Here is a 22,306-nt window from a genome sequence, read left to right as displayed (position 1 = left end):
ATTTGAAAGCGTGCAGGCAGGGCTCAGACGAAGAAGGACAAAGCCCCTGTGAGCAAGGCCAGCGCGGTGATCACCAGCGACGTGAGCACGGCCCACTTGAAGGTGGCCTTCTGGAAGTCACCGATGTCACGGTCGACCCTGCCCACCAGCAGCAACGTCGAAGCCACCAGCGGGCTCATCAGGTGCACCGGCTGGCCGAGGACAGAGGCGCGGGCAATTTCCAGCGGGTCGATGCCGTAAGCTGCGGCGGCGTTGGCCAGGATCGGCACCACGCCGAAGTAGTAGGCGTCGTTGGACAACACAAAGGTCAGCGGCATGCTGGTCAGCGCCACCACCAGCGGGAACCAGTGGCTCCATTCTTCGGGAATCCAGTCCACCAGGGTTTGCGCCAGGGCGTCGACCATCTTGGTGCCCGAGAAGATCCCGGCAAAGATACCCGCGGCGAACACCAGCAGCACCACGGTCATGGCGTTACCCGAATGCGCCAGAATGCGCTCCTTCTGCAGTTCCAGCTGCGGGTAGTTGATCATCAGCGCGGCGACGAAGCCGATCATGAACATGATGGCGGCATGCATCAGCCCCATCACCAGCGCGGTCATGACGGCGATTACCAGCAACAGGTTTACATAGGCCAGCCGCGGGCGTTTGTACGGGTTGTCGCCGAGGATCTCCTTGATGTAGCAGTTGCCACCGCCGGCCTGCAGGGCGATGTTGCCGATACGGCGGCGTTCGGTACGCCCCAGCAGGAAGGCCGTGAACACCACCCAGGCCGCACCGCCCATCATGGTCGGCAGCATCGGGATGAAGTACTCGCTGGCGTCCAGCCCAAGCGCGGCGATGGCCCGCGTGGCTGGCCCGCCCCAGGGGCTCAAGCCGCTCATGATGCTCAGCGACAGCATCGACACCGTGGCCAGGATCATCGGGTTCATGCCGATACGTTTGTAGAGTGGCAGCATGGCGGCACAGGTGATCATGTAGGTGGTCGTGCCGTCACCGTCCAGCGCCACCAGAAGCGACAGCAGTGCAGTGCCGATGGCGATCTTGACCGGGTCGCCGTTCACCCGCTTGAGGATCTTGCGGATCAGCGGGTCGAACAGGCCGGCATCGATCATCAGGCCGAAGAACAGGATGGCGAACAGCAGCAAGGCTGCCGATGGGGCGACCATCTTCAGGCCGTCGAGCATCATCTTGCCCAGTTCGGGGGCAAAGCCGCCGATGACGGCGAAGACGATCGGGACAACGGTCAACGCAACGATAGGCGACAGGCGCTTGCTCATGATCAGGTAGGTGAACGTCACCACCATGATCAGGCCCAGGAGTGCGAGCATGGTCTTTCTCTCTTGTTTTTATTGTGCGTGGCCGCCCGCCGGGCAGGCAGCCTCCAACCCCACTCGGCATCGCTGCGACGCTGAGTGGAAATTTAAGTCAATGTTCAGTAGTACGAACGGGGTTCAGCCGTGGCGGCTTGGCTCGGCGGGCCAGGCGGCCGGTTCGGGTGCAGCACAGTCTGGCTGTACCGGTTGCTCACCATTGAGTGTGCGCAACAGGGTCTCCCGCTCACAGGCATTCTCTGACAGCGAGATCACCACCGTGGCCACCGCATTGCTGGCAAGGCTGGTCAGGGCCCGGGCTTCGGACATGAAGCGGTCGATACCGATCAGCAGCGCCAGGCCAGCCAGCGGAATGTCGTGGATCACGGTCAGGGTCGAGGCCAGGGCAACGAAACCACTGCCTGTCACCCCGGCGGCGCCCTTGGACGACAGCAACATGATCGCCAGCATGGTCAGCGTCTGCCCCAGGGTGATGTCGATGTTGCAGGCCTGGGCGATGAAGATGGCCGCCAGCGACAGGTAGATGGCTGTGCCATCCAGGTTGAACGAGTAACCGGTTGGCAACACCAGGCCTACCACGCCCTTCTTGCAGCCCAGCTTCTCGAGCTTTTCCAGCATGCGCGGTAGCACGGGCTCGGTGGACGAAGTACCCAGCACCACCAGGAATTCTTCACGGAAATAGCGCAGCAGTTTCCACAGGCTGAAACCATGGGCACGGCAGATGCCACCCAGTACGACCAGTACGAAGAACGCACAGGCGATGTACAGCGTACCTACCAGCTTGGCCAGGGCACCGAGCGAGATGATGCCGTACTGCCCGACGGTAAAAGCCAGCGCACCAAAGGCACCCACCGGCGCAAAGCGCATCAGGTAACCAAAAATGCGGAACACCATGGTCGAGGCAGACTCCAGCACATCCAGCACTGGCTTGCCCTTGTCCCCCATGGACGACAGGGCAAAGCCGCTGAGTACGGCGATGAACAGCACCGGCAATACTTCGCCCTTGTTGAAGGCACCGATGAACGTATCGGGAATGATGTGCATGAAGAAATCGACCACGCCCAGCTTGGCGGCGGAGGCGGTGTACTGGCTGAGGCCTTCGGTGCTGAGGGTTGCGGGGTCGATGTTCATGCCCACACCGGGTTTGAACAGGTAGACCGCCGCCAGGCCAATCGCCAGGCTCACCACCGTCAGGCCCAGGAACAGCAGCAACGCCTTGCTCATCAGGCGCCCCAGCGAGCGCTTGTCGGTCATCCCGGCAATGCCGGTGACGATAGTGCAGAACACCACCGGGGCGATCATCATCTTGATCAGCTTGATGAAGGCATCACCCAAGGGCTTGAGCGCAACGGCCTGTTGCGCCCAGAAGTGGCCGACCACTACGCCCAGCAGGACGGCGCAGAGGATCTGAAAGTACAGCGATTTGGCGAGTTTCATGGGGCATCACCATTGTTGAAATTGTGCGGATGCGCTTGGTGCATGTGTAAAGCAGGTGGCAGGGCCGCCTCTAGCTACCCTGCCAGCCTGCGCAAGGTAGGGGCATAGACGAAACCCGAGAAGAGCCGCCGGGCGGTTCGTACCACAGACACCTGGGTTGTCTTGCCGTCGACACCGCTGCGCGACAGCGCCACATCGATGCCGCCGCTCGGGTGCTCCAGACGCACTTCGGTCAACTGCCGGGCATCCTCGCCAAGCAGGTCGGCGATCACCGTGCCCGGGCTGACGCAGGCAGTCGCCAGCCCTACCGCCCCGGTGATGGCCAACGCACGGTGACAGTTGTGCGGCATGAAGTAACGCACCTGCAACGTGCCGTCGTACCGTGGCGCAGACACCAGCACCGGCTTGGGGATTACCATGCCACTGACGTCGCCAAGACCCATGGCTTTGCCAGCTTTCACCCGCAGCGCTTCAAGGCGCTTGAGCAGCGAGTGATTGGCATCGAGTTCTGCAGGGGTTTCCGATCCGGTCACCCCGAGTTGACTGGCCTGCACGACCATCATGGGCATGGCCATGTCGATGCAGGTTACCGGTACGTCATCGATCACATCCGTGGCCTTGCCGGTAGGGAACAGCTTGCCGGTTTTGCTGCCGACTGCATCGAGGAAAGTCAGGTGCACCGGGGCGGCAGTGCCCGGTACGCCATCGATTGCCGTGCGGCCTTCGTAGCGCACGATACCGCCGGGGGTTTCCACCAGCGAATTGACCAAGGTGCCGGTGTTCAGGTTGCGGATGCGGACCAAGGTCTTGCCATCCTGGCCTTTCACCAGGCCTTGTTCGATGGCGAACGGGCCCACGGCGCACAGCATGTTGCCGCAATTGGGCGCGGTGTCGACGCGGCGTTGGGCAACCATCACCTGCACGAACAGGTAATCGACGTCAGCCTCGGGATGCAACGAAGGGCTGACGATCGCCACCTTGCTGGTTTGCGGGCTGCCGCCACCGATGCCATCAATTTCAAGCTCGTGGCCGGAGCCCATCAGGTTGATCAGCAACTCGTCACGTTCGACCACATTGGCAGGCAGGTCCCAGGCGTGGAAGAACGGCCCTTTAGAGGTACCACCGCGCATGAGTACGCAAGGAATTCGCTGCATGATTTTGCACCCTTGTTGATCAATGGACATCATTGATGCTGTGAGCAAAAGAGTGACAGGCATGGATAAATCAATCCAATGCAAATATCGTAGCCATTATTGCGATTCAAACATTAATCATGCACGGCGACAGTAGCGGGCTTTCTTATGGAATATGAGCTGCAAGACATCAGATCTTTCGTGAAAATCGCCGAACTCGGTAGTTTCCACGAGGCCGCCGAGGCGCTTCACCTGTCCCAGCCGGCCTTGAGTCGGCGGATCAAGAAGCTTGAGGAAGGCCTGGGCACCTCGCTACTGGAGCGCACCACCCGCCGGGTCAGCCTGACCAGCGTGGGGCGCGACTTCCTGCCCAAGGCCAGGCGCCTGCTGGATGATTTCGAAGACTCCATCCTCAGCATCCGCGAGCTGGCCGAGCGCCAGACCGGGCAAGTTACCCTCGCCTGCATTCCCACCGCAGCGTTCTACTTCCTGCCGTCGGTGATCCGCGATTACAACGAGCAGTACCCAAAAATCCGTATTCGCCTGCTGGACCTGAGCGCCAACGACGGGCTCGAAGCCGTGCTGCGCGGCGAGGCTGACTTCGGCATCAACATGATGAGCGGCCAGCACCCGGACATCGAGTTTGTCACGCTGGTGCAAGAGCACTTTGTACTGGCGTGCAGGCGCGACCACCCACTGGCAAACCGGGCCTCCGTTACCTGGACAGAGCTGGCGGATTACCGCCTGATTGGCGTCGGCCGCCTGAGCGGCAACCGCATGCTGCTGGACCATGCGTTGTCCGGGCTCAATCTGCGGCCCAAATGGTTCTACGAAGTGCAACACCTGTCGACATCGCTGGGCATGGTCGAGGCCGGGCTGGGCGTGTCGGCCATGCCCAGCCTGGCCATGCCCAACGCTGATCACCCGACGCTGGTCAGCGTGCCGTTGATCGAGCCGCAAGTCACACGCACCCTGGGGCTGGTGTACCGGCGCGGCGCGTCGTTGTCGCCTGCGGCGGAGAAGTTCGTTTCGATCCTGCTGCAGCAGTGGCCCAACCGTTGAGTCGCCGCTGCGCAGGCAGGCGAGATCAGGCGTCCTTGCCGAGTACCAGGTGGTCAAAATGCTCGATGTGCTCATCCAGGTTGTCTTCGAGCATCATCCGGTACTGCTCGCAGAAGTACTTCAAAATTTCCTCCCGGGCTGCCGCCAGTTCCGCGCCGCTCTTGAAGCTGCGGGCGCTCATCCAGGCGCTGAAACGCGTGGCGCCGAAGGTCAGCGAGGCACTCACCTTGCCCAGGTCTTCGAATTTTTCAATCTGCTGGTTGGCCAGGTCGATGTGCGCATCGGCGCGGTCATAAAAGGCCTGATCGGTAGCTTGGGTCATTGCGGTTCACCTTGTAACGGAAGCCCAAGCCTTGCATGGCGGCGCGCATACGTGCAAGGCTGAAAAAGGATCCCCCATGACGAAAAGGAAGCAAAGCACCTTATGCTTGGAATCACACGTATCCATCGCTATTTGCGCCCACTGCCTGCAAAACCGACTGCAGCCAGTGGGCGTGACCTCAAGGCCAAACCAGCCGCCCGCCTCGCCTCAAAGGTTGCAAACCTGCTCTGCACTCCCCGCTCCGCCCCGCCTTACTTCTGCGTTACCCCTGAGCGCCCCCCTGTCGACCGTGTGCCTCCGACCTGACTGCCCACGCTGCAGCTCTCACACCGTATTCGCCTGCGACAGGCGGGATGTCTGACGCAACAACAAGGGGCAACACCCAATGCTTTTCTTTGAAGGTAAACAGATTCTCAGCGCCATCTTCGATATGGATGGCACCCTCTTCGACACCGAACGCTTGCGCTTCAAGACACTGAAGCAAGCCTCGCTGGAAATCTTCGGCAAAGCGCTGAGCGAGGACACATTGATCGGCTCGCTGGGCCTGAGCGCGACCAAGGCAGAAGCCCTGGCCAAGGCGCATAACGGCGAAGACTTCCCGTACGCCGAGATCCGCAAACGTGCGGATGAACTTGAGTTGGAGTACGTGCGCAATCACGGCGTACCGATCAAGGCCGGCCTGCTGGAGGTACTGGAACGCCTGCGCAAGTCGGGCTTGACCATGGCAGTGGCCACCTCCAGTCGCCGTGCCATTGCCGAGGAATACCTGATCAATGCCAATGTGCTGAAGTATTTCGACATCACTGTCTGTGGCGATGAAGTCAGCCAGGGCAAACCCCACCCCGAGATTTTCCTGAAAGCCGCCCGCGCGCTCAATTGCGAACCCGATCAGTGCTTCATGGTCGAGGATTCAGAGAACGGCATGCTGTCGGCCATCCGAGCCGAAGGCCAGGCGATCCTGATCGAAGACATCAAGCCGCCCGCTGCCGAGATCAAGGCAGGCGCGCTCAAAGCCTACCGCAGCATGCATGAGTTTCTCGCCGACCTTAGCGAGTGCGTACCTGACTTGGGCATGCCGGCATTGAGCGAGCCGTTCCCGGCTTCGTTGAACCAGTTCAGCGTAGGCATTCACGGCTTCGGCGCCATCGGCGGTGGTTACCTGACACAGGTGTTTTCCCATTGGGATGGCTACACCCGGCCTCGTGAAATCATCGCCGCGACCCGCTCGCGCATGCTGCGCGAAAGCGTCAATGCCTTCGGCCGTTACAGCGTGCGCTACGGTGCTACATCATTCGACCAGACCATCGACAATGTGCGCATGATCGACATGGACGATGACGACGCAGTCATCGGCATGTACACCACTGCCGAAATTATCGGCCTGAGCCTGCCCGAGCAGGCCATCCGCAACCAGGCGAAGGTGATTGCCAAAGGGCTGCTGCAACGTTTCGAACGACGTGGCCGTGAGCTGACGCTGCTGATCGTGCTGAACAAAGTGGGCGGCGCCGCGTTCGTGCGCCGCCATGTGCAGGCAGAGCTGGCATTGCTGTGCCCGCCGGCAATTAGCGAGCAAGTGCTGGAAAAGACCCATTTCGCCGAAACAGTCGTCAGCCGCATCGTCTCCAAGCTCAGCAACGACGCACTGGTGCGGCAACTGCGCATCAAGTCGCAGATGTTCCAGAACAGCCTGGAAGACGAGCCGGCAGTCGCCACCAAGGCATCCACGCCAGTGCCTGAATACGAACGACTGATCGGGCGCTTCAGGCCCTTTGCCCAGCCCAGCAGCGCGATGAGCCAGCTGCACCTGATCCTGTTCAACAGCGAACCCGACATGCCGCTGTATGTAGAGCACGGCAGCGAGCTACTCGAACGCCTGCGCCAGGTGAAGACGGTGCCGGACATCACCCAGATCCAGGTCATCAAGAACCGCCTGTGGAACGGCCCGCATGCCATCGTTGCCTGGTACGCGAGCCTGTTGGGCCATGACTCGGTGGGCCAGGGTATGGGCGATGCGCGTGTCAGCGAACTGGCCGAACGCCTGATTCGCCAGGAAGTCGGGCCCGCACTGGTGGCGGAGTACCCGCAGATGGCAGAAGTGGTCAGCCGTTTTGCCGATACCTTCCTGGAGCGCTGTGCAACCTCGTTCAAAGACCCTTGTGCCCGGGTGGGGCGCGACCCGTTGCGCAAGCTTCAGCGCAACGAACGCATCCTCAGCAGCATCGACCTTGCACGCAAGCATGGTATTGAAACCCCGTCGCTGGCGTTTGGCGCGGCACTGGCCATTCACCATGCCCTGCACTGCAAAGACGACAAGGCGCTGGAAGCACAGGCCATCAGGCGGGTTTACAGGGAAAACGACGCCAGTGTCGAGGCCGTGCTTACTCATGAAGTTGATTGCAACGGCAAGCGTTTTCCGGGGCTGGACCCGATCAGGGACACGCAGCTGATCACTGCCATTTCAGATGCTTTCCGGCAGTACCCGCCAAGGGATGTGGCAAGCAGGCCGGGCGGCCTTTGCATAGGCGCATGAGGTACTGCATTAGCCTGAAGCCAGCGCGGTGAATGGCACCGGCTCCGCCGGTGTTCGCGGCTAAAGCCGCTCCCACAGTGATCGCGCCGGCTTTCAGGTGTTGTGCAAGACAGTCGTGCCCACAGGTACTGCATACGCCTGAAGCCTGAGCGGTTACCTGTGGGAGCGGGTTTACCCGCGAAGAATCCAACACGGTGAATGGCACCGGCTCCGCCGGTGTTCGCGGCTAAAGCCGCTCCCACAGTGATCGCGCCAGCCTTCAGGTGTTGTGCAAGACAGCTGCCTCCAGGGGTACTGCATATGCCTGAAGCCTGCGCGATTACCTGTGGGAGCGGGCATGCCCGCGAAGAATCCAGTGCGGTGGATGGCACCGGCTCCGCCGGTGTTCGCGGCTCAAGCCGCTCCCACAGTGATCGCGCCAGCTTTCAGGTGTTGTGCAAGACATAGCGTCCACAGGTATTGCATATGCCTGAGGCCTGCGCGACTACCTGTGGGAGCGGGTTTACCCCCGAAGAATCCAACACGGTGAATGGCACCGGCTCCGCCGGTGTTCGCGGGGCAACCCCGCTCCCACAGTGATCGCGCCGATTTCAACTGCTGGGCAAGACAGTTGTCCCCACAGGTACTGCCTGAAGCCTGCGCGACTCCCCTCGAAGGATTTGCTATCGGAACGTACCACGCATGCCTGCGGGCCTTCACCCTGGGAATGACACAACGCTTGTAAATGACACAATGTGTCATTAAGATCGCCATGTGTCCTGGCAGCGCCACTACGACGATCAGCCAGTACCCGCCCTTTTCCACGCAGGTACCACCCATGACGACCACCATGCATACCCCCAAGGACCAGTTGGTCAAACTCGCCCAGCAGCAGATGCTGACGGCCCTGGCCGACAACACCTACACGGCCCGGCAAAAACTTGCCCTTACCTGCCGCATCCTGTTCGACGGCGGCCACGACTCTGGCCTTGCCGGGCAGATCACCGCACGTGCGCAGGAGCCTGGCACCTACTACACCCAGCAACTGGGCCTGGGCTTCGATGAAATCGCCGCCTCCAACCTGCTGGTGGTGGACGAAGACCTCACCGTGCTGCAAGGCCGCGGCATGGCCAACCCGGCCAACCGTTTCCACAGCTGGCTGTACCGGGCCCGCCCCGACGTCAACTGCATCATCCACACCCACCCGCTGCACAGCGCTGCCCTGTCGATGCTGGAGGTGCCGCTGGCCATCTCGCACATGGACCTGTGCCCGCTATTTGACGATTGCGCATTCCTCAAGGAATGGCCAGGGGTGCCGGTGGGCAACGAGGAAGGTGAAATCATCGCGAAGGCGATCGGTGACAAGCGTGCGATCCTGCTTTCGCACCACGGCCTGTTGATTGCCGGTGGCTCGATCGAAGAAGCCTGCGTACTTGCCCTGCTGTTCGAGCGCGCAGCAAAGATGCAATTGCTGGCCATGGGCGCCGGTGACATCCGCCCCATCCCCGAAGCACTGGGCAAAGAAGCCCACGACTGGATCTCCACCCCCAAACGTCACGGCGCCGCGTTCAGCTACTACGCACGCCGGGCCTTGCGTGCCCACGGCGACTGCCTGGGCTGATCGAAGCTGTACTCTTTCCTCAACAACGGCAGAGGTGCCTGGTCATGTCTACACCTGTAATTCGCGGCGTTATCGGTTACACCATCACTCCCTTCACGGCTGACGGCACGCTCGACCTGGATGCCCTGGGTACATCCATCGACAGCCTGATCGCAGACGGCGTGCACGCCATCGCACCGCTGGGCAGCACCGGCGAAGGGGCCTACCTGTCCGACAGCGAATGGGAAACCGTGGTGCGCTTCAGCCAGGCACGCATTGCCGGCCGCGTGCCCAGCGTGGTCAGCGTTTCCGACCTGACCACCGCCCGTACCGTGCAGCGCGCGCGCCTGGCGCAGGCCTGCGGCGCCACGGCAGTGATGGTGCTGCCCATTTCCTACTGGAAGCTTACCGAAGCCGAAGTGATCGCCCACTACAAGGCTGTCGGCGCGGCCATCGACATCCCGATCATGCTCTACAACAACCCAGGCACCAGCGGCACTGACCTGTCGGTTGAACTGATCCTGCGCATCCTCGGCGAGGTGCCCAATGTGACCATGGTCAAAGAAAGCACGGGTGACATTCAGCGCATGCACCGCCTGTACAAGGCCACCGATGGCCAGGTGGCGTTCTACAACGGCTGCAACCCGCTGACCCTGGAAGCGCTGGTGGCCGGCGCCACAGGCTGGTGCACCGCCGCACCCAACCTGATCCCGGCACTGAACCTGGCGCTGTGGGATGCCGTGCAGCAAGGCGACCTAGGCAAAGCCCGCGCGCTGTTCTACCGCCAGTACGAGCTGCTGGAGTACATCACCCGTCGCGGCCTGCCCACCACCATCAAGGCCGGCCTGAAAATGCTCGGCCAGGATGTCGGCGCCCCACGCCTGCCCCTGCAGCCGCTGGATGCCCAGGGCAGCACTTACCTGAAAGGCCTGCTGGCCGAACTGGCCAATTAACCGTGAAACCCGCCCGGCGGCATAACGCTGCCGGGCAGCGTTTTTTTTGCAGGAACAGCCTGGTGCTGTGCCTGTACCTGACTTTTGACCAGAGGCAACCATGGACGCGCCTGCACACACACCTTCAACGCCATTGCGGCTGACAGACATCCTCCACCCCGTGGTGGCGGGGCTCGTTTCAGTCATCGTCAACTATGGCGGCACCTTCATCCTGGTGTTCCAGGCCGCCAAGGTTGCCGGGCTGAGCCCGGAACTGACTTCATCCTGGGTCTGGGCCGTGTCGATCGGTGTCGGCCTCAGCGGCCTGGTGCTGTCCTGGTACAGCCGCGAGCCGGTGATCACCGCCTGGTCCACGCCGGCAGCCGCATTTTTGGTCACGGCCCTGGCCACCGTGCCTTACAGCGAAGCCATCGGTGCCTACTTGTTGTCGGCCGCCGGCTTCGTGGTGCTAGGGCTGACCGGGTGCTTCGAGCGTCTGGTGCGGGTCATCCCCGGAGGCGTTGCGGCAGGACTGCTGGCGGGTATCCTGCTGCAGTTCGGCATCGGCGCCTTTGCCGGCCTGTCGGTCGACCCGGCCCTGGCAGGGCTGCTGATCGTGGCCTACGTGGCCTTCAAACGCTTCACCACCCGCTACGCCGTGGTGGGCATTCTGATACTGGGGCTGGGCTACCTGCTGCTGCAGGGGCAAGCAGGCCTGGCGACGCTGCGCCTGGAGTTCGCCGCACCGGTGTTCACGGCGCCTACCTTCTCCCTCAACGCTGCCCTCAGCGTGGCCCTGCCATTGTTCCTGATCACCCTCACCGGCCAGTACATGCCCGGCATGCTGGTGCTGCGCAACGACGGTTTCAAGACCAGCGCCAACCCGATTGTCGCGGTCACCGGCCTGGGCTCGTTGCTGATGGCGCCATTCGGTTCACACGCCTTCAACATCGCCGCCATCACCGCGGCCATCTGCACCGGCAAGGAAGCCCATGAGGACCCGGGCAAGCGCTGGGTGGCGGGGATTGCTGCCGGTGCCTGCTACATCCTCGTGGGGGTGTTCGGGGTCACCTTGGCGAGTGTATTCATGGCCCTGCCGGGTACCTTCATCACCACCCTGGCCGGCCTCGCCCTGCTGGGCACCATCGGAGGCAGCCTGGCCAGTGCAATGGCCGATGCCCGCTCGCGCGAAGCCGCACTGATCACCTTCCTGGCGGCGGCGGCCAACATCAGCCTGTTCGGCATTGGTGGAGCCTTCTGGGGGCTGGTCATTGGCCTGCTGGCCTATGCCGTGCTGAACGGGCGCCTGCCTCGCGTCAACCGCTCACCCCGGTAAAAGCTTGCCACCCCCCCCTACCCTGCGCCATGTGCCCACGCCGTTCGACAGGTATCGACATGCCCCACGCTGGCCCCAAGCTACTTACACAAATTGCTGCCGTGCACTTCGTCAGCCATGTGCACATCATGCTGATCCCGGCATTGCTACCCGTACTCCCTGGCCTGCTGGGCGTGGGGTTCGTCGAGCTTGGCGTAGCCCTGGCGGTGTTCAACATCGTCTCTGCCCTGGTGCAGGCACCGCTGGGCTATGCCGTCGACCACTACGGTGCGCGCAAGGTGCTCAAGGCAGGGTTGTTGCTGGGCAGCCTCAGTTTCCTGCTGCTGGCGGTCAGCCCCGGCTATGCGGTGTTGCTGGTAACGATGGCCATGGCGGGCCTCGCCAATGGCGTGTACCACCCCGCCGATTACGCGTTGCTTGCCAACGGCATCGAGCAAGGCCGCCTGGGGCGCTCGTTTTCGATCCATACGTTCGCCGGTTTCCTCGGTTCGGCGGTAACGCCAGCGGTGTTTCTCGGCATTGCCGCCGCGTTCGGTACACAGGCAGCCTTGGCAGCGGGTGCAGTGATGGGTGTTGCCGCTCTGCTGCTGATCTCGGTGCCAGGCAGCGGTGTCTATCAGGTACCCAGGCATGGCCGCACAAGTGGCGCTGGGGCTGCCGCTGCGCCGGGCCGCGTGCGCTTGCTCACGCCGATGATCGGCGTGTTGACGGTGCTGTTCATCCTGCTGAACCTGAGTACCAGTGCCATCGAGAAGTTCTCCGTAGCCGCCCTGGTCCAGGGCCAAGGCCTGACCCTGGCCTGGGCGAATACGGCGCTCACGGCCTTTCTGCTGTGCAGTGCAGTGGGCGTCTTGTGCGGCGGGGCCTTGGCTGACCGCACCCGCCGCCATGGCCTGGTGGCCGCCATGGCCTTTGCCCTGGCGGCGGCGCTGACGACGCTGGTGGCGCTGGGGCTGGTGCAGGGCTGGGCATTGGTGGTGGTGCTCGGGGCCATCGGCTTGCTGACCGGGGTCATCGCGCCATCGCGGGACATGCTGGTCAAGGCAGCAGCACCACGTGGTGCCGAGGGCAAAACCTTCGGGCTGGTCTCGACCGGCTTTAATATCGGCGGCGCCATCGGGCCGGTTGCGTTCGGCTGGATGCTCGACCAGCGCCTGCCTGAGGGCATCTTCATCGCTTCGGTGGTGTTCATGCTGCTGACCGTGCTGCTGACCCTGGCGCAGGAGGCGTATTTAGCCAGTAAGCGTCGCCAGCTGGCTTAGACCCTAGGGCTGCTTTGCAGCCTTTTCGCCGGCAAGCCAGCTCCCACAGGAGTCCACACTTCTTGAGTGCGGCGCGTTCCGTGTGGGAGCCGGCTTGCCGGCGATGAGGCCGGTTCAGGTTGATAAAGCTACCGAGTTCGGATGCACCACTCGACCGCCTGCCGCTGGCCGATTGATGAACAGCACATCCAGCACACTGTTACGCAACCCCTTCAGCGCATTCCAGTTCGCCGAGGCGTGCACATACCTGTCACGCAACAACCGCTGCTCATCCTCGGTCAGCCGCGGCTGCTCACATTCACCCAGGGCAAACGCATGCAACTTGCGGCTGATCTCCAGCAATTCAAACGGCAACCCATGCTCAGCCTGCCCGCCCAACGGCCCTAACGGCACCCCCGCACGCACCGCCAGCGCGCGCATGACACTCAGGTAAACCCGTGAAAGCTGGCCCGCCACCTCCCGCTCCCGGTACACCGCTGCATACACCTGCTTTTGCGCCTCATCAGGCCGCCCACCGGCAATCGCTTCTTCCCAGGTAATCACCCGCGCGCCAAGGCCGCCAAACGCCGACGCCACCAAGGCGCTGACTGTGCTGTACACGCGGGTCTGTTCAGCGCGGATGCGTAGCGGCACACGCTGTGACTGCGGTTTGCACAGCAGTACCTGCTCTTGCGTACTGTTCGGGTAACCACCACCAATATTCGAATGCACACCCGGCAACACGATGTCGTGACCACTGCTCACCAATGGGAAGTTGTGCCGCTGCTCATCCCCGGCCACCAATTGCACCACGTGCCGGGCAATACCCTCACCCAGGCTCAGGCGCAAGCCGCCATGGCGGTCGTCGGCAGGGTCGAAATCGCCCTGCAACGGCGCAACGATCGCCGCCACGGTGTCGAACAGGCCTATGAAATTGATCGTGATGCCGCAAGTGACGGCCAGCACCCGGCCCCCGTCAGCGTGCAGCAGATTTGCCAAGTGACGCACCGCCGCGGCACCGCGGCTGAAGCCGAACAGGTCGAACTCGACCCCCTCGAGTCTTGCGAGCGGATGGGCGTGCGCCCAATCCCGCAGCTGGCCGGCGATACCCTCCAATGCCTCGGTGACTCGCGCTTCGACGCCGGTGCGCCCGCGTCCGGTGGCCGAGGCATACGCATGATCCTCAGCGCCCTCCAGGGTGCCCACCCCCTGGACATAACGGCTTAGAAACGCCATTGCGCCGTCGCCGCTCGCCCCCTCTGCCGGATAAAGCGCGTGCAACAGGGCCACATTGCTCAAGGCGTTGGTATAACTGGCGCCCTTGCCGCCGTTCGACTCTGTGGGCATCACATTGTGCTGGTTATTACCGGTGCCATCGAAAAACACGCCAAATCTCAAGATCATCGTTGTGCGCCTGCTTGCGTCAAAAACACAAGCAGGCGCCAGGGCGCCGACGCTGAACATCAGCCTATGGCCAGCCATTTGCAGGACAATTCTGTACTTGCATAGCCCAGGGCTGGATAAATTTCCAAGCCGCCATTGGTCGCCACCCCCCCGGATGGATTAAAGTATCACCCCTTGCCAGGGCAGCTGCCTCCAGCCTCGCCTGCGGCCCCATACCAGGAACCGTCGCCGATGGAACACCGTGAAGCGCTGACCGCGCTGCGCACCTTTCTTTCTTCCCAGATCCTAGGCCAGGAGAAACTGGTCGAACGGCTGTTGATCGTGCTGCTGGCCGACGGCCACATGCTGGTCGAAGGTGCTCCGGGCCTAGCCAAGACCAAGGCCATCAAAGAACTCGCCGAAGGCATAGAAGCGCAGTTCCATCGCATCCAGTTCACCCCCGACCTGCTCCCGGCCGACATCACCGGCACGGAAATCTACCGCCCGGAAACCGGCAGCTTCGTGTTCCAGCAGGGGCCGATATTCCATAACCTGGTACTGGCCGACGAAATCAACCGCGCCCCGGCCAAGGTGCAGTCGGCACTGCTCGAAGCCATGGCCGAACGCCAGGTCAGCGTGGGCCGCAGCACCTACGACCTGTCGCCGCTGTTCCTGGTCATGGCCACGCAGAACCCGATCGAGCAGGAAGGCACCTACCCCCTGCCCGAAGCCCAGCTCGACCGCTTCCTGATGCACGTAAAAATCGGCTTCCCCGACGCAGCCGTGGAGCGGCGTATCCTGGCGCAGGCCCGTGGCGAAGCGCTGGGCGGCGAAACCAAGCCCGAGCGCCGGGTCAGCCAGCAGGCCATCTTTGCCGCACGCAAGGAAATCCTCGGCCTGTACATGGCCGACGCGGTGGAGGAATACCTGGTGCAACTGGTGATGGCCACCCGCACCCCGGCCAAGTTCGACACCGAGCTGGCCGACTGGATCGCCTACGGCGCCAGCCCACGCGGTTCCATCTCGCTGGACCGCTGTGCGCGTGCCCACGCCTGGCTGGCCGGGCGCGACTTCGTCAGCCCGGAAGACATCCAGGCCGTGCTGTTCGACGTGCTGCGCCACCGCATCATCCTCTCGTTCGAGGCCGAGGCGGCGGGGATTGACCAGGACCGCGTGGTCCAGCGCATCCTCGACGTCGTCGCCGTTGCCTGAGCCCATGCCCACCGCGCAGCTGGCCGAACCCGGCATCCGCATAGGCCTTCCCGAACTGATCGACATGCGCCACCGCGTGCGCGAAATCCAGCTGTTTTCCAAGCCTGGCCAACGCAGCCCGCTGGTGGGCCTGCACCACTCCAAGCTGCGTGGACGCGGAGTGGACTTCGACCAGGTGCGCGTGTATCAGGCCGGCGACGATGTGCGCAACATCGACTGGCGGGTCACTGCACGCACCCAGGAACCGCACACCAAGCTGTTCCACGAAGAGCGCGAGCGGCCGATCTTCATCCTTGTCGAGCAAAGCCAGCGGCTGTTCTTCGGTTCGGGCCTGTTGTTCAAGTCGGTACTGGCGGCCCAGGCCGCGGCCCTGTTCGGCTGGGCCGCACTGGGGCACAACGACCGCATCGGCGGGCTGGTATTCGGCGACAACGACCCCCACGAAATCAAGCCTCGGCGCAGCAAGCAGAGCCTGCTGCAACTGCTCAACCGCCTGGCCAAGGTCAACCAGTCGCTGCACACCGAAGCCGTGCCACAGGCCGACAGCCTTGGCCTGGCCTTGCGCCGGGCCCGCGAAGTACTGCGCCCGGGCAGCCTGGCCATTGTCATCTGTGACGAGCGTTCGTTGAGCGCACAGTGCGAACAGCACCTGGCGATGCTCTCGCGTCACTGCGACCTACTGCTATTGCCCGTATCCGACCCGCTCGACCACGCCCTGCCCGCCGCCGGCCTGTTACGTTTCGCCCAGCGCGGTGCGCAGCTGGAGCTCGACACCCTGGACGCCAACCTGCGCCAGGCTTATCGCAAGCAGGCCGAGGCACGCATCGAGCGCTGGGAGCTGATGGCCCAGAAACTGCGCGTGGTGCTGATGCCACTTAGCACCCAAAGCGACATGATCGAGCAGTTGCGCGAATACCTGAACGCCCAGCGGCCAAGGAGCGCGTCATGAACCCGCTCGACCAGTTGCACCCGCTGATCGACCCGACGCCTGTCGGCCTATGGCCGCCGGCACCCGGCTGGTGGCTGCTGCTGGCCGTGCTGCCATTGCTCGGTTGGGGGCTGTGGCGGCTGCGCCGCTGGCGCCCGGGCAAACGCCGCATCGTGCGGGCCGAACAACCCCTGGACCCGGTGCGTGTGGAAGCCCTGGCCGAGCTGGCACGCCTGCCGCGCCCGTACGACGGCGCCCCGGCCGGCGCCTGGCTGCAACAGATCAATGCCCTGCTCAAGCGCCTGTGCCGCAGCCATTATCCGGGTGCCAACAGCCACACCCTCAACGGCCGCCAATGGCTGGCATTTCTCGACAACCGCTGCCCGGCCGCCGGCCTGACCCGCTGGATGGTGCTGGTCGAGGGCGCCTACAAGCCCGAGTGCAAGCTCGACGACAAGGCCATTGTCGGGCTCAGCCAGGCCGTCGAAACCTGGATCCGCAAGCATGTTTGAACTGGCCTGGCCGTGGGTCTTCGCCCTGTTGCCGCTGCCTTGGCTGGCGCGCCTGCTGTTGCCAGCCGCCGACAGCGGCGAGCCGGTGCTCAAGGTCGGCTTCCTCAACGAACTGGAAAGCCTGGCCGGGCGCCGCGCACGCCTCAACCTGCCCACCTGGCGCCAGCAGGCGCCTTTCGTGGTCATCTGGCTGTTGCTGCTATGCGCCGCCGCCCGCCCGCAGTGGCTGGGCGAACCGGTACCGGTGGCTGCCAGTGGCCGCGACCTGCTGGTGGCGGTGGACGTGTCCGGGTCGATGGACTTCCCCGACATGCAGTGGCAAAACGAAGACATCAGCCGCCTCGATCTGGTCAAGGCACTGATGGGCGACTTTCTGCAAGACCGTGAAGGCGACCGCGTGGGCCTGATCCTGTTCGGCAGCCAGGCGTACCTGCAGGCACCACTCACCTTCGACCGGCGCACCGTGCGCACCTTCCTTGACGAAGCGCAGATCGGCATCGCAGGCAAGAATACTGCCATCGGCGACGCCATTGGCCTGGCGGTCAAGCGCCTGCGCCAACGGCCGGCCCAAAGCCGGGTGCTGGTGCTGATCACCGACGGCGCCAACAACGGTGGGCAAATCCACCCGCTGACCGCTGCTCGTCTGGCCGCCCAGGAAGGGGTACGCATCTACACCATCGGCATCGGCGCCAACCCCGACGCCAGTGGCACACCTGGCCTGCTTGGCCTCAACCCGAGCCTGGACCTGGATGAAGCCTCACTCAAGGAAATCGCCGACATCACCCACGGTGCCTATTTCCGTGCCCATGACGGCGCCGAGCTGGACGCCATCGGCGACGCCCTTGATCAGTTGGAGCCGGTAGCCCAGCAACCGACCCAGGCACGCACGGCCCAGGCCCTCTACTCCTGGCCCCTGGCCCTGGCCCTGCTGCTCAGCGTGCTGCTGGTGGTGGCCGTGCAATGGCCCGACAACCTGCTGCAACGGCTGCTGCGCAAGCCGCGGTTCCTGCAGCCGCACCCGGAATGGCGCCAGCGCCTGAAGCGCCTGCGCCTGAGGAGGCGGCGATGATCGATCTGTGGCCCCAATGGCTGCGCCCGCTGTGGTTGCTGGCCGTGCCCCTGCTCGGCTGGCTGCTGTACAAGCTGTGGCACAGGCGCAAGCGCGCCGGGCGCTGGCAGATGATCTTGCCGCCCGCCTTCCATGGCGTATTGCTGGGCGGTGGCAGCGGCAGCACCAGCAAGCTGCCGTGGATAGCACTGGGCCTGGCCTGGGCGCTGGTGGTCCTGGCCCTGCTCGGGCCCAGCTGGCAACGCGTGGAAGAAAGCCGCCAACGCCCGGCCGACCCGCTGGTGATCTTGCTGGAGCTGACCCCACAGATGCTCGCTGAAGACAGCCCGCCCAACCGCCTGGAACAGGCCCGGCGCAAGGTCCTCGACCTGCTCGAACACCGCCGCGACAGCCAGACCGCGCTGGTGGTGTACGCCGGCTCGGCGCACACCCTGGTGCCGCTGTCCGATGACCTGGCCACCACCCGCAACCTGCTGGAGTCCATCGACCCGTCGATCATGCCAAAACCCGGCCAGCGCGCCGACCTGGCCGTGCAAAAGGGCCTGGCCCTGCTGGCCCAGAGTGGCCTGGGCCAAGGCCGCTTGCTGCTGATCGGCTCGTCGCTGAGCGCCCCGGAACGCCAAGGCATCAGCCAGGCACTCGGCCGCCAGGGCCCGAGCCTGCTGATGCTGGGTATCGGCAGCCGCGAAGGCGCCCCGGTGCGCCAGGCCAGCGGCGAATACCTCAAGGACGACCAGGGCGGAATCTTGCTGCCTCGGCTGGACAGCGCCAGCCTCAAGGGCTTCATCAGCGGCACTGGCGGGCGCTACCGGCATGCCCGCATCGACGACCTCGACCTGCGCGGCCTGGGCCTGTTCGACAACCCCCGCACCGCGCGCAATGACGGCCAGACCCTGCAACTGGACAGCTGGGCCGACCAGGGTTACTGGCTGCTGATCCCGTTGCTGTTGCTGGCTGCCTGTGCCGGCCGACGCGGCTGGCTGTTCTGCCTGCCACTGCTGCTGGTCCTGCCACAGCCCAGCCAGGCGTTCGAGTTCAACGACCTGTGGCTGCGCCCCGACCAGCAAGGCCAGCGCCTGCTGGAGCAAAACCGCCCGGCCAGCGCCGCACGCCACTTCCAGGACCCGCAGTGGCGCGGCATGGCCCTGTACCAAGCCGGCGACTATGCCGGTGCCGCCGAGGCGTTTTCCCAAGGGGATACCGCCGCCGCCCACTACAATCGAGGCAATGCCCTTGCCCGCAGCGGTGAACTGGAAGCCGCCCTGGACGCCTACGAGCAAGCCCTGGAGCGCCAGCCAGACCTGCAACCCGCGCTGGACAACCAGGCGCTGGTGCAACAAATGCTGCAACAGCGCGAGGCCAAGGCCGAAGAGCAGCCGGCCAACAGCGATGCCCAAGGTACCCCCGGCAGCGAAACCGAGGGCAACAGCAGCTCGGCCAGCAGCCCCGCCCAGGGCACGCCCGGCAGCGACGAACAAGCCAACGCCGAACAGCCCGGTGAAAGCAGCAATAACAGCCAGGCCGCGCCCGGCAACCAGGCGGGTGCTGACGACGACGTCATCCAGCCGCCACAGCGCCCGGTGTCGACCAACCTCGACACCGAACAGCGCCAGGCCCTGGAACAATGGCTGCGGGAGATCCCCGATAACCCGGCGGAGCTGCTGCGGCGCAAATTCTGGTATGAACAGCAATTGCATCAGGAAACCCCACGATGAGTCGCTTCGGCGTCTTTCTGCTCACCCTGCTATGGGCCGTGCTGGCCCAGGCCGAGCCGCTGCTGCAAGCCAGCGTTGACCGCACCCGCCTGGAAGCTGGCGAGAGCCTGGAGCTGACCCTGGAAAGCCAGGACGTCACCCAGTTCGGCAAGCCCGACCTGCAAGCCCTGGAAGGCGACTTTGAAGTGCGTGGCACGCGCCAGCTGAACAGCCTGCACACCCTCGACGGCGAAACCCGCGCAAGCACCCGCTGGATCATCACCCTGCTGCCACGGCGCAGCGGCAGCCTGCGTATTCCCGAACTGCAGCTGGGCCAGTCGCACAGCCAGGCCATCGAACTGCAAGTGCTGCAGGCCGATGCCAATCGCCAGGACAGCGCCTCGCAAGTGTTCATCGAAGCGACCCTGGACAGCAGCGACGTCTACGTCCAGGCCCAGGCCGTGCTGACCCTGCGCATCTACCATTCGGTGGCGCTGTACGACGACAGCAACCTCAGCCCCCTGCAACTGGAGAACGCCAAGGTCGAACCACTGGGCGAATCGCGCACGTATGAAAAGGAAATCAACGGCGTGCGTCATGGCGTGATCGAAACCCGCTATGCGGTATACGCCCAGCAAAGTGGCAGCCTCGACATTCCACCGCTGACCTTTACCGCCACTGCTGCCGCCAGCAACGACGAAGCCTCACAGGCCAATGGCACGGCCCGCGCCGGCCGCCAGGTGCAGGTCAGTTCGCTGCCCTTGCGCCTGAACGTGCGGCCGATTCCCGCGGCCTGGCCCGCTGGCGTACCGTGGCTGCCAGCACGCAGCCTGACCCTGGAAGAGCACTGGAACCCCGACCCGGGCAGCCAGCAAGTGCAGATTGGCGACTCGCTGACGCGCAACATCACCTTGCGTGCCGAGGGCTTGTCCAGCACCCAACTGCCGCCGCTGCCCGCCACAGAAATCATCGGCCTGCGCCGCTACCCCGACCAGCCGCTGCTGCGCAACGAAATCAGCGAGCGCGGCATGACCGCCAACCGCGAAGAGCGCGAAGCCCTGGTGCCGACCCACGCAGGTGCGCTGACCTTGCCGGCACTGGAAGTGGCCTGGTGGAACACCCGCGAAGACCATCTGGAACACAGCAGCCTGCCAGCGCGCACATTGAACGTGCAAGACAACCCGGCGCTGAGCGCAGACACCCCGGTGGGCGACAACAGCAGCGCCAGCACCCTGCTGTGGCCTTGGCAACTGGCCACACTGCTGTTCGCCCTGACCACCGTGCTGGGCTTCGCCCTGTGGTGGCGTGCCCGCTCGCGGCCAGCGGTGCTGCGCGCGGCGCAAAACGGGCCAAGCCCGCGCACATTGCTGGACGACCTCAAGCGTGCGTGCCAGGCCAACGACCCACAGGCCACACGCCAGGCGCTGGATGCGTGGGCCCGGCAACAGCCGGAAACCCTGGCCGAGATGGCCGCGCGTTTCGTGCCGTTGTCGGATGCGCTGGATGGGCTGAACGGGGCGCTGTACAGCGAAACAGGGCAGTATTGGCAGGGTGAGGATTTGTGGCGGGCGATTGGCACCATTCCGCCGGCTGAGCAGGTGTTGCTGCCGACGAGTGACAGCGGCAGCTTGCCGCCGCTGTATCCCAAGTAGTCTGCTGCCTGGGCCGGCCTCTTCGCGGGTAAACCCGCTCCCACACTGACCACGCAAGCTTTTAGAGCTTGCGCACGACAGCCGCTCCAACAATAAACCGCGAAGACCTGTACGGTGAGTTTAAAACCATTCATCGCCGCGCAGCCACGCAGCTGTCTGCAAGGGTGGTTCTGCGATCGACTCGGCAGGGCCAAACCTGGGGGGCAACGGATCATTCGAGTTCAACAGTGCGTCGATCATTGGCGTTGCAGTCGACACCTTGCTTTGTGATTCAATCGTTTGCGGCGAAGGACCTTTCTTGACCTGCCTGGATGCCAACTCATTGATCAGCAGCATTTGCTGGTCGTGGAACTGCCTGTGCGTTGTCCTGGCATTTGAAAGTTTGCTTTCGATCATTTGCGAGCCGAGCGTGTTGTACTTCTGAACCAGCCGCTCCGTAGGCAGCGCCTGCATTTTTTCTGCGGGAACAGGCTTGATCCGGACAGGCCGGCGTGTAACAACGTTGCGTTCAAATCCATGCCCGGTGGGATCCCGCCGGTTCACAGGCTCATTCGAGCAATAGGCATAACTGTTCAGTCCCCCCTCACCAAATGGGCTGAGGCTATCCGGTGAGTGGAAGCGCATCAGAACCGGGCTAAACGCTCGATACCCATTGCCCAGCAGGTAACTCGCCAACACGACGGCCAGCCGCTCACCATTGAAGCCGAGCACTGTGGCGTTCGATCGCCGTTCGGAGTACCCGTATGCCGTATAGACCTGCGTCAAGGTTGCCATCGCCTAGCCTCATGCAAGTGGGCCCGTTGTAGTCTGCCCAAGCACAATTTTTCAGCCATAAACAACGGCACGGCAACTGGCAAAAATGCCAGGCGGGCGCGGCTCTTGTGGGAGCGGCCTTGCGTCGCGAAAGGGGTGCGAAGCGCCCCCAGGATATTCGCATTATCGCAAGATTTCCG

17 protein-coding genes and 1 pseudogene are annotated in these 22,306 nt (G+C 63.7%); 12 read left to right on the top strand and 6 right to left on the bottom strand.

Features of this window, described 5'->3' with window-relative positions:
* Window positions 1-23 precede the first annotated feature (23 nt).
* The 3 genes from E8E78_RS06165 to E8E78_RS06155 form a co-directional block, all read right to left on the bottom strand.
* On the bottom strand, window positions 24-1,328 hold the full coding sequence (locus E8E78_RS06165) for a citrate:proton symporter (RefSeq protein WP_280312897.1): 1,305 nt from the start codon (window positions 1,326-1,328) through the stop codon (window positions 24-26).
* 123 nt (window positions 1,329-1,451) lie between these two features.
* On the bottom strand, window positions 1,452-2,768 hold the full coding sequence (locus tag E8E78_RS06160) for a dicarboxylate/amino acid:cation symporter (RefSeq protein ID WP_061203755.1): 1,317 nt from the start codon (window positions 2,766-2,768) through the stop codon (window positions 1,452-1,454).
* A gap of 74 nt (window positions 2,769-2,842) precedes the next feature.
* Complete coding sequence (locus E8E78_RS06155; RefSeq protein ID WP_084738467.1) at window positions 2,843-3,922, bottom strand: 4-oxalomesaconate tautomerase; 1,080 nt, start codon at window positions 3,920-3,922, stop codon at window positions 2,843-2,845.
* A 147-nt stretch (window positions 3,923-4,069) separates the two neighbouring features.
* Here E8E78_RS06155 and E8E78_RS06150 point away from each other — a divergent pair, with 147 nt between their 5' ends.
* A complete protein-coding gene (locus E8E78_RS06150) occupies window positions 4,070-4,963 on the top strand; it encodes a LysR family transcriptional regulator (RefSeq protein ID WP_016500822.1) in 894 nt (297 codons plus the stop codon).
* A gap of 25 nt (window positions 4,964-4,988) precedes the next feature.
* Here E8E78_RS06150 and E8E78_RS06145 read toward each other — a convergent pair whose 3' ends face one another.
* Window positions 4,989-5,285: a DUF3144 domain-containing protein gene (locus tag E8E78_RS06145; protein WP_016500823.1), complete on the bottom strand. Its 297-nt coding sequence runs from the start codon at window positions 5,283-5,285 to the stop codon at window positions 4,989-4,991.
* A gap of 385 nt (window positions 5,286-5,670) precedes the next feature.
* On the opposite strand from E8E78_RS06145, the gene E8E78_RS06140 reads away from it, so the two are divergent.
* From E8E78_RS06140 to E8E78_RS06120, 5 genes are all read left to right on the top strand, one after another.
* Complete coding sequence (locus tag E8E78_RS06140) at window positions 5,671-7,815, top strand: HAD family hydrolase (protein WP_059395441.1); 2,145 nt, start codon at window positions 5,671-5,673, stop codon at window positions 7,813-7,815.
* Between the two features lie 817 nt (window positions 7,816-8,632).
* Entirely contained in the window at window positions 8,633-9,415 is a 783-nt protein-coding gene (locus E8E78_RS06135; protein ID WP_012271240.1) for an aldolase, read from the top strand.
* A 44-nt stretch (window positions 9,416-9,459) separates the two neighbouring features.
* A complete protein-coding gene (locus E8E78_RS06130) occupies window positions 9,460-10,347 on the top strand; it encodes a dihydrodipicolinate synthase family protein (RefSeq protein ID WP_049276313.1) in 888 nt (295 codons plus the stop codon).
* A gap of 100 nt (window positions 10,348-10,447) precedes the next feature.
* Complete coding sequence (locus tag E8E78_RS06125) at window positions 10,448-11,662, top strand: benzoate/H(+) symporter BenE family transporter (RefSeq protein WP_049276314.1); 1,215 nt, start codon at window positions 10,448-10,450, stop codon at window positions 11,660-11,662.
* A gap of 59 nt (window positions 11,663-11,721) precedes the next feature.
* Window positions 11,722-12,924, top strand: a complete 1,203-nt coding sequence (locus E8E78_RS06120; protein ID WP_061203752.1) for an MFS transporter — start codon at window positions 11,722-11,724, stop codon at window positions 12,922-12,924.
* A 114-nt stretch (window positions 12,925-13,038) separates the two neighbouring features.
* On the opposite strand, the gene E8E78_RS06115 is transcribed toward E8E78_RS06120, so the two are convergent.
* Complete coding sequence (locus E8E78_RS06115; RefSeq protein ID WP_280312902.1) at window positions 13,039-14,307, bottom strand: DUF2235 domain-containing protein; 1,269 nt, start codon at window positions 14,305-14,307, stop codon at window positions 13,039-13,041.
* Window positions 14,308-14,538: 231 nt separating this feature from the next.
* Between E8E78_RS06115 and E8E78_RS06110 the strand changes: the two genes are divergently transcribed.
* Genes E8E78_RS06110 through E8E78_RS06085 form a run of 6 tightly spaced genes read left to right on the top strand, consistent with a single transcriptional unit; the run spans window position 14,539 to window position 21,353 of the window.
* Window positions 14,539-15,498, top strand: coding sequence for a MoxR family ATPase (locus tag E8E78_RS06110; RefSeq protein WP_016500830.1), 960 nt, complete (start codon window positions 14,539-14,541; stop codon window positions 15,496-15,498).
* A 4-nt stretch (window positions 15,499-15,502) separates the two neighbouring features.
* Window positions 15,503-16,447, top strand: coding sequence for a DUF58 domain-containing protein (locus tag E8E78_RS06105; RefSeq protein ID WP_280312903.1), 945 nt, complete (start codon window positions 15,503-15,505; stop codon window positions 16,445-16,447).
* Complete coding sequence (locus tag E8E78_RS06100) at window positions 16,444-16,938, top strand: DUF4381 domain-containing protein (RefSeq protein ID WP_016500832.1); 495 nt, start codon at window positions 16,444-16,446, stop codon at window positions 16,936-16,938. The genes E8E78_RS06105 and E8E78_RS06100 overlap by 4 nt, the downstream gene beginning before the upstream one ends.
* Complete coding sequence (locus E8E78_RS06095; RefSeq protein WP_049276317.1) at window positions 16,931-18,007, top strand: VWA domain-containing protein; 1,077 nt, start codon at window positions 16,931-16,933, stop codon at window positions 18,005-18,007. Before E8E78_RS06100 ends, E8E78_RS06095 begins: the two co-directional genes overlap by 8 nt.
* Window positions 18,004-19,722: a tetratricopeptide repeat protein gene (locus E8E78_RS06090; protein ID WP_016500834.1), complete on the top strand. Its 1,719-nt coding sequence runs from the start codon at window positions 18,004-18,006 to the stop codon at window positions 19,720-19,722. Before E8E78_RS06095 ends, E8E78_RS06090 begins: the two co-directional genes overlap by 4 nt.
* Window positions 19,719-21,353 carry a BatD family protein gene (locus E8E78_RS06085; protein ID WP_016500835.1) on the top strand — a complete coding sequence of 545 codons (1,635 nt, stop codon included), beginning with the start codon at window positions 19,719-19,721 and terminating at the stop codon, window positions 21,351-21,353. The genes E8E78_RS06090 and E8E78_RS06085 overlap by 4 nt, the downstream gene beginning before the upstream one ends.
* A 516-nt stretch (window positions 21,354-21,869) precedes the next feature.
* Here the strand turns inward: E8E78_RS06085 and E8E78_RS06080 are convergent.
* Window positions 21,870-22,106, bottom strand: a pseudogene (locus tag E8E78_RS06080) (RHS repeat-associated core domain-containing protein); the annotation flags it as partial.
* Window positions 22,107-22,306: the final 200 nt, after the last annotated feature.

It is taken from the genome of Pseudomonas sp. BN505 (assembly GCF_029873175.1).
Lineage (GTDB): Bacteria > Pseudomonadota > Gammaproteobacteria > Pseudomonadales > Pseudomonadaceae > Aquipseudomonas > Aquipseudomonas putida.
This window is presented reverse-complemented; position numbering and strand designations above follow the sequence as displayed.

What these genes read in the sequence shown, in the direction of transcription:
- E8E78_RS06165 (WP_280312897.1), bottom strand. Translation starts at nt 1,328, where the DNA reads ATGCTCGCACTCCTGGGCCTGATCATGGTGGTGACGTTCACCTACCTG.
- E8E78_RS06160 (WP_061203755.1), bottom strand. Translation starts at nt 2,768, where the DNA reads ATGAAACTCGCCAAATCGCTGTACTTTCAGATCCTCTGCGCCGTCCTG.
- E8E78_RS06155 (WP_084738467.1), bottom strand. Translation starts at nt 3,922, where the DNA reads ATGCAGCGAATTCCTTGCGTACTCATGCGCGGTGGTACCTCTAAAGGG.
- E8E78_RS06150 (WP_016500822.1), top strand. Translation starts at nt 4,070, where the DNA reads ATGGAATATGAGCTGCAAGACATCAGATCTTTCGTGAAAATCGCCGAA.
- E8E78_RS06145 (WP_016500823.1), bottom strand. Translation starts at nt 5,285, where the DNA reads ATGACCCAAGCTACCGATCAGGCCTTTTATGACCGCGCCGATGCGCAC.
- E8E78_RS06140 (WP_059395441.1), top strand. Translation starts at nt 5,671, where the DNA reads ATGCTTTTCTTTGAAGGTAAACAGATTCTCAGCGCCATCTTCGATATG.
- E8E78_RS06135 (WP_012271240.1), top strand. Translation starts at nt 8,633, where the DNA reads ATGACGACCACCATGCATACCCCCAAGGACCAGTTGGTCAAACTCGCC.
- E8E78_RS06130 (WP_049276313.1), top strand. Translation starts at nt 9,460, where the DNA reads ATGTCTACACCTGTAATTCGCGGCGTTATCGGTTACACCATCACTCCC.
- E8E78_RS06125 (WP_049276314.1), top strand. Translation starts at nt 10,448, where the DNA reads ATGGACGCGCCTGCACACACACCTTCAACGCCATTGCGGCTGACAGAC.
- E8E78_RS06120 (WP_061203752.1), top strand. Translation starts at nt 11,722, where the DNA reads ATGCCCCACGCTGGCCCCAAGCTACTTACACAAATTGCTGCCGTGCAC.
- E8E78_RS06115 (WP_280312902.1), bottom strand. Translation starts at nt 14,307, where the DNA reads ATGATCTTGAGATTTGGCGTGTTTTTCGATGGCACCGGTAATAACCAG.
- E8E78_RS06110 (WP_016500830.1), top strand. Translation starts at nt 14,539, where the DNA reads ATGGAACACCGTGAAGCGCTGACCGCGCTGCGCACCTTTCTTTCTTCC.
- E8E78_RS06105 (WP_280312903.1), top strand. Translation starts at nt 15,503, where the DNA reads ATGCCCACCGCGCAGCTGGCCGAACCCGGCATCCGCATAGGCCTTCCC.
- E8E78_RS06100 (WP_016500832.1), top strand. Translation starts at nt 16,444, where the DNA reads ATGAACCCGCTCGACCAGTTGCACCCGCTGATCGACCCGACGCCTGTC.
- E8E78_RS06095 (WP_049276317.1), top strand. Translation starts at nt 16,931, where the DNA reads ATGTTTGAACTGGCCTGGCCGTGGGTCTTCGCCCTGTTGCCGCTGCCT.
- E8E78_RS06090 (WP_016500834.1), top strand. Translation starts at nt 18,004, where the DNA reads ATGATCGATCTGTGGCCCCAATGGCTGCGCCCGCTGTGGTTGCTGGCC.
- E8E78_RS06085 (WP_016500835.1), top strand. Translation starts at nt 19,719, where the DNA reads ATGAGTCGCTTCGGCGTCTTTCTGCTCACCCTGCTATGGGCCGTGCTG.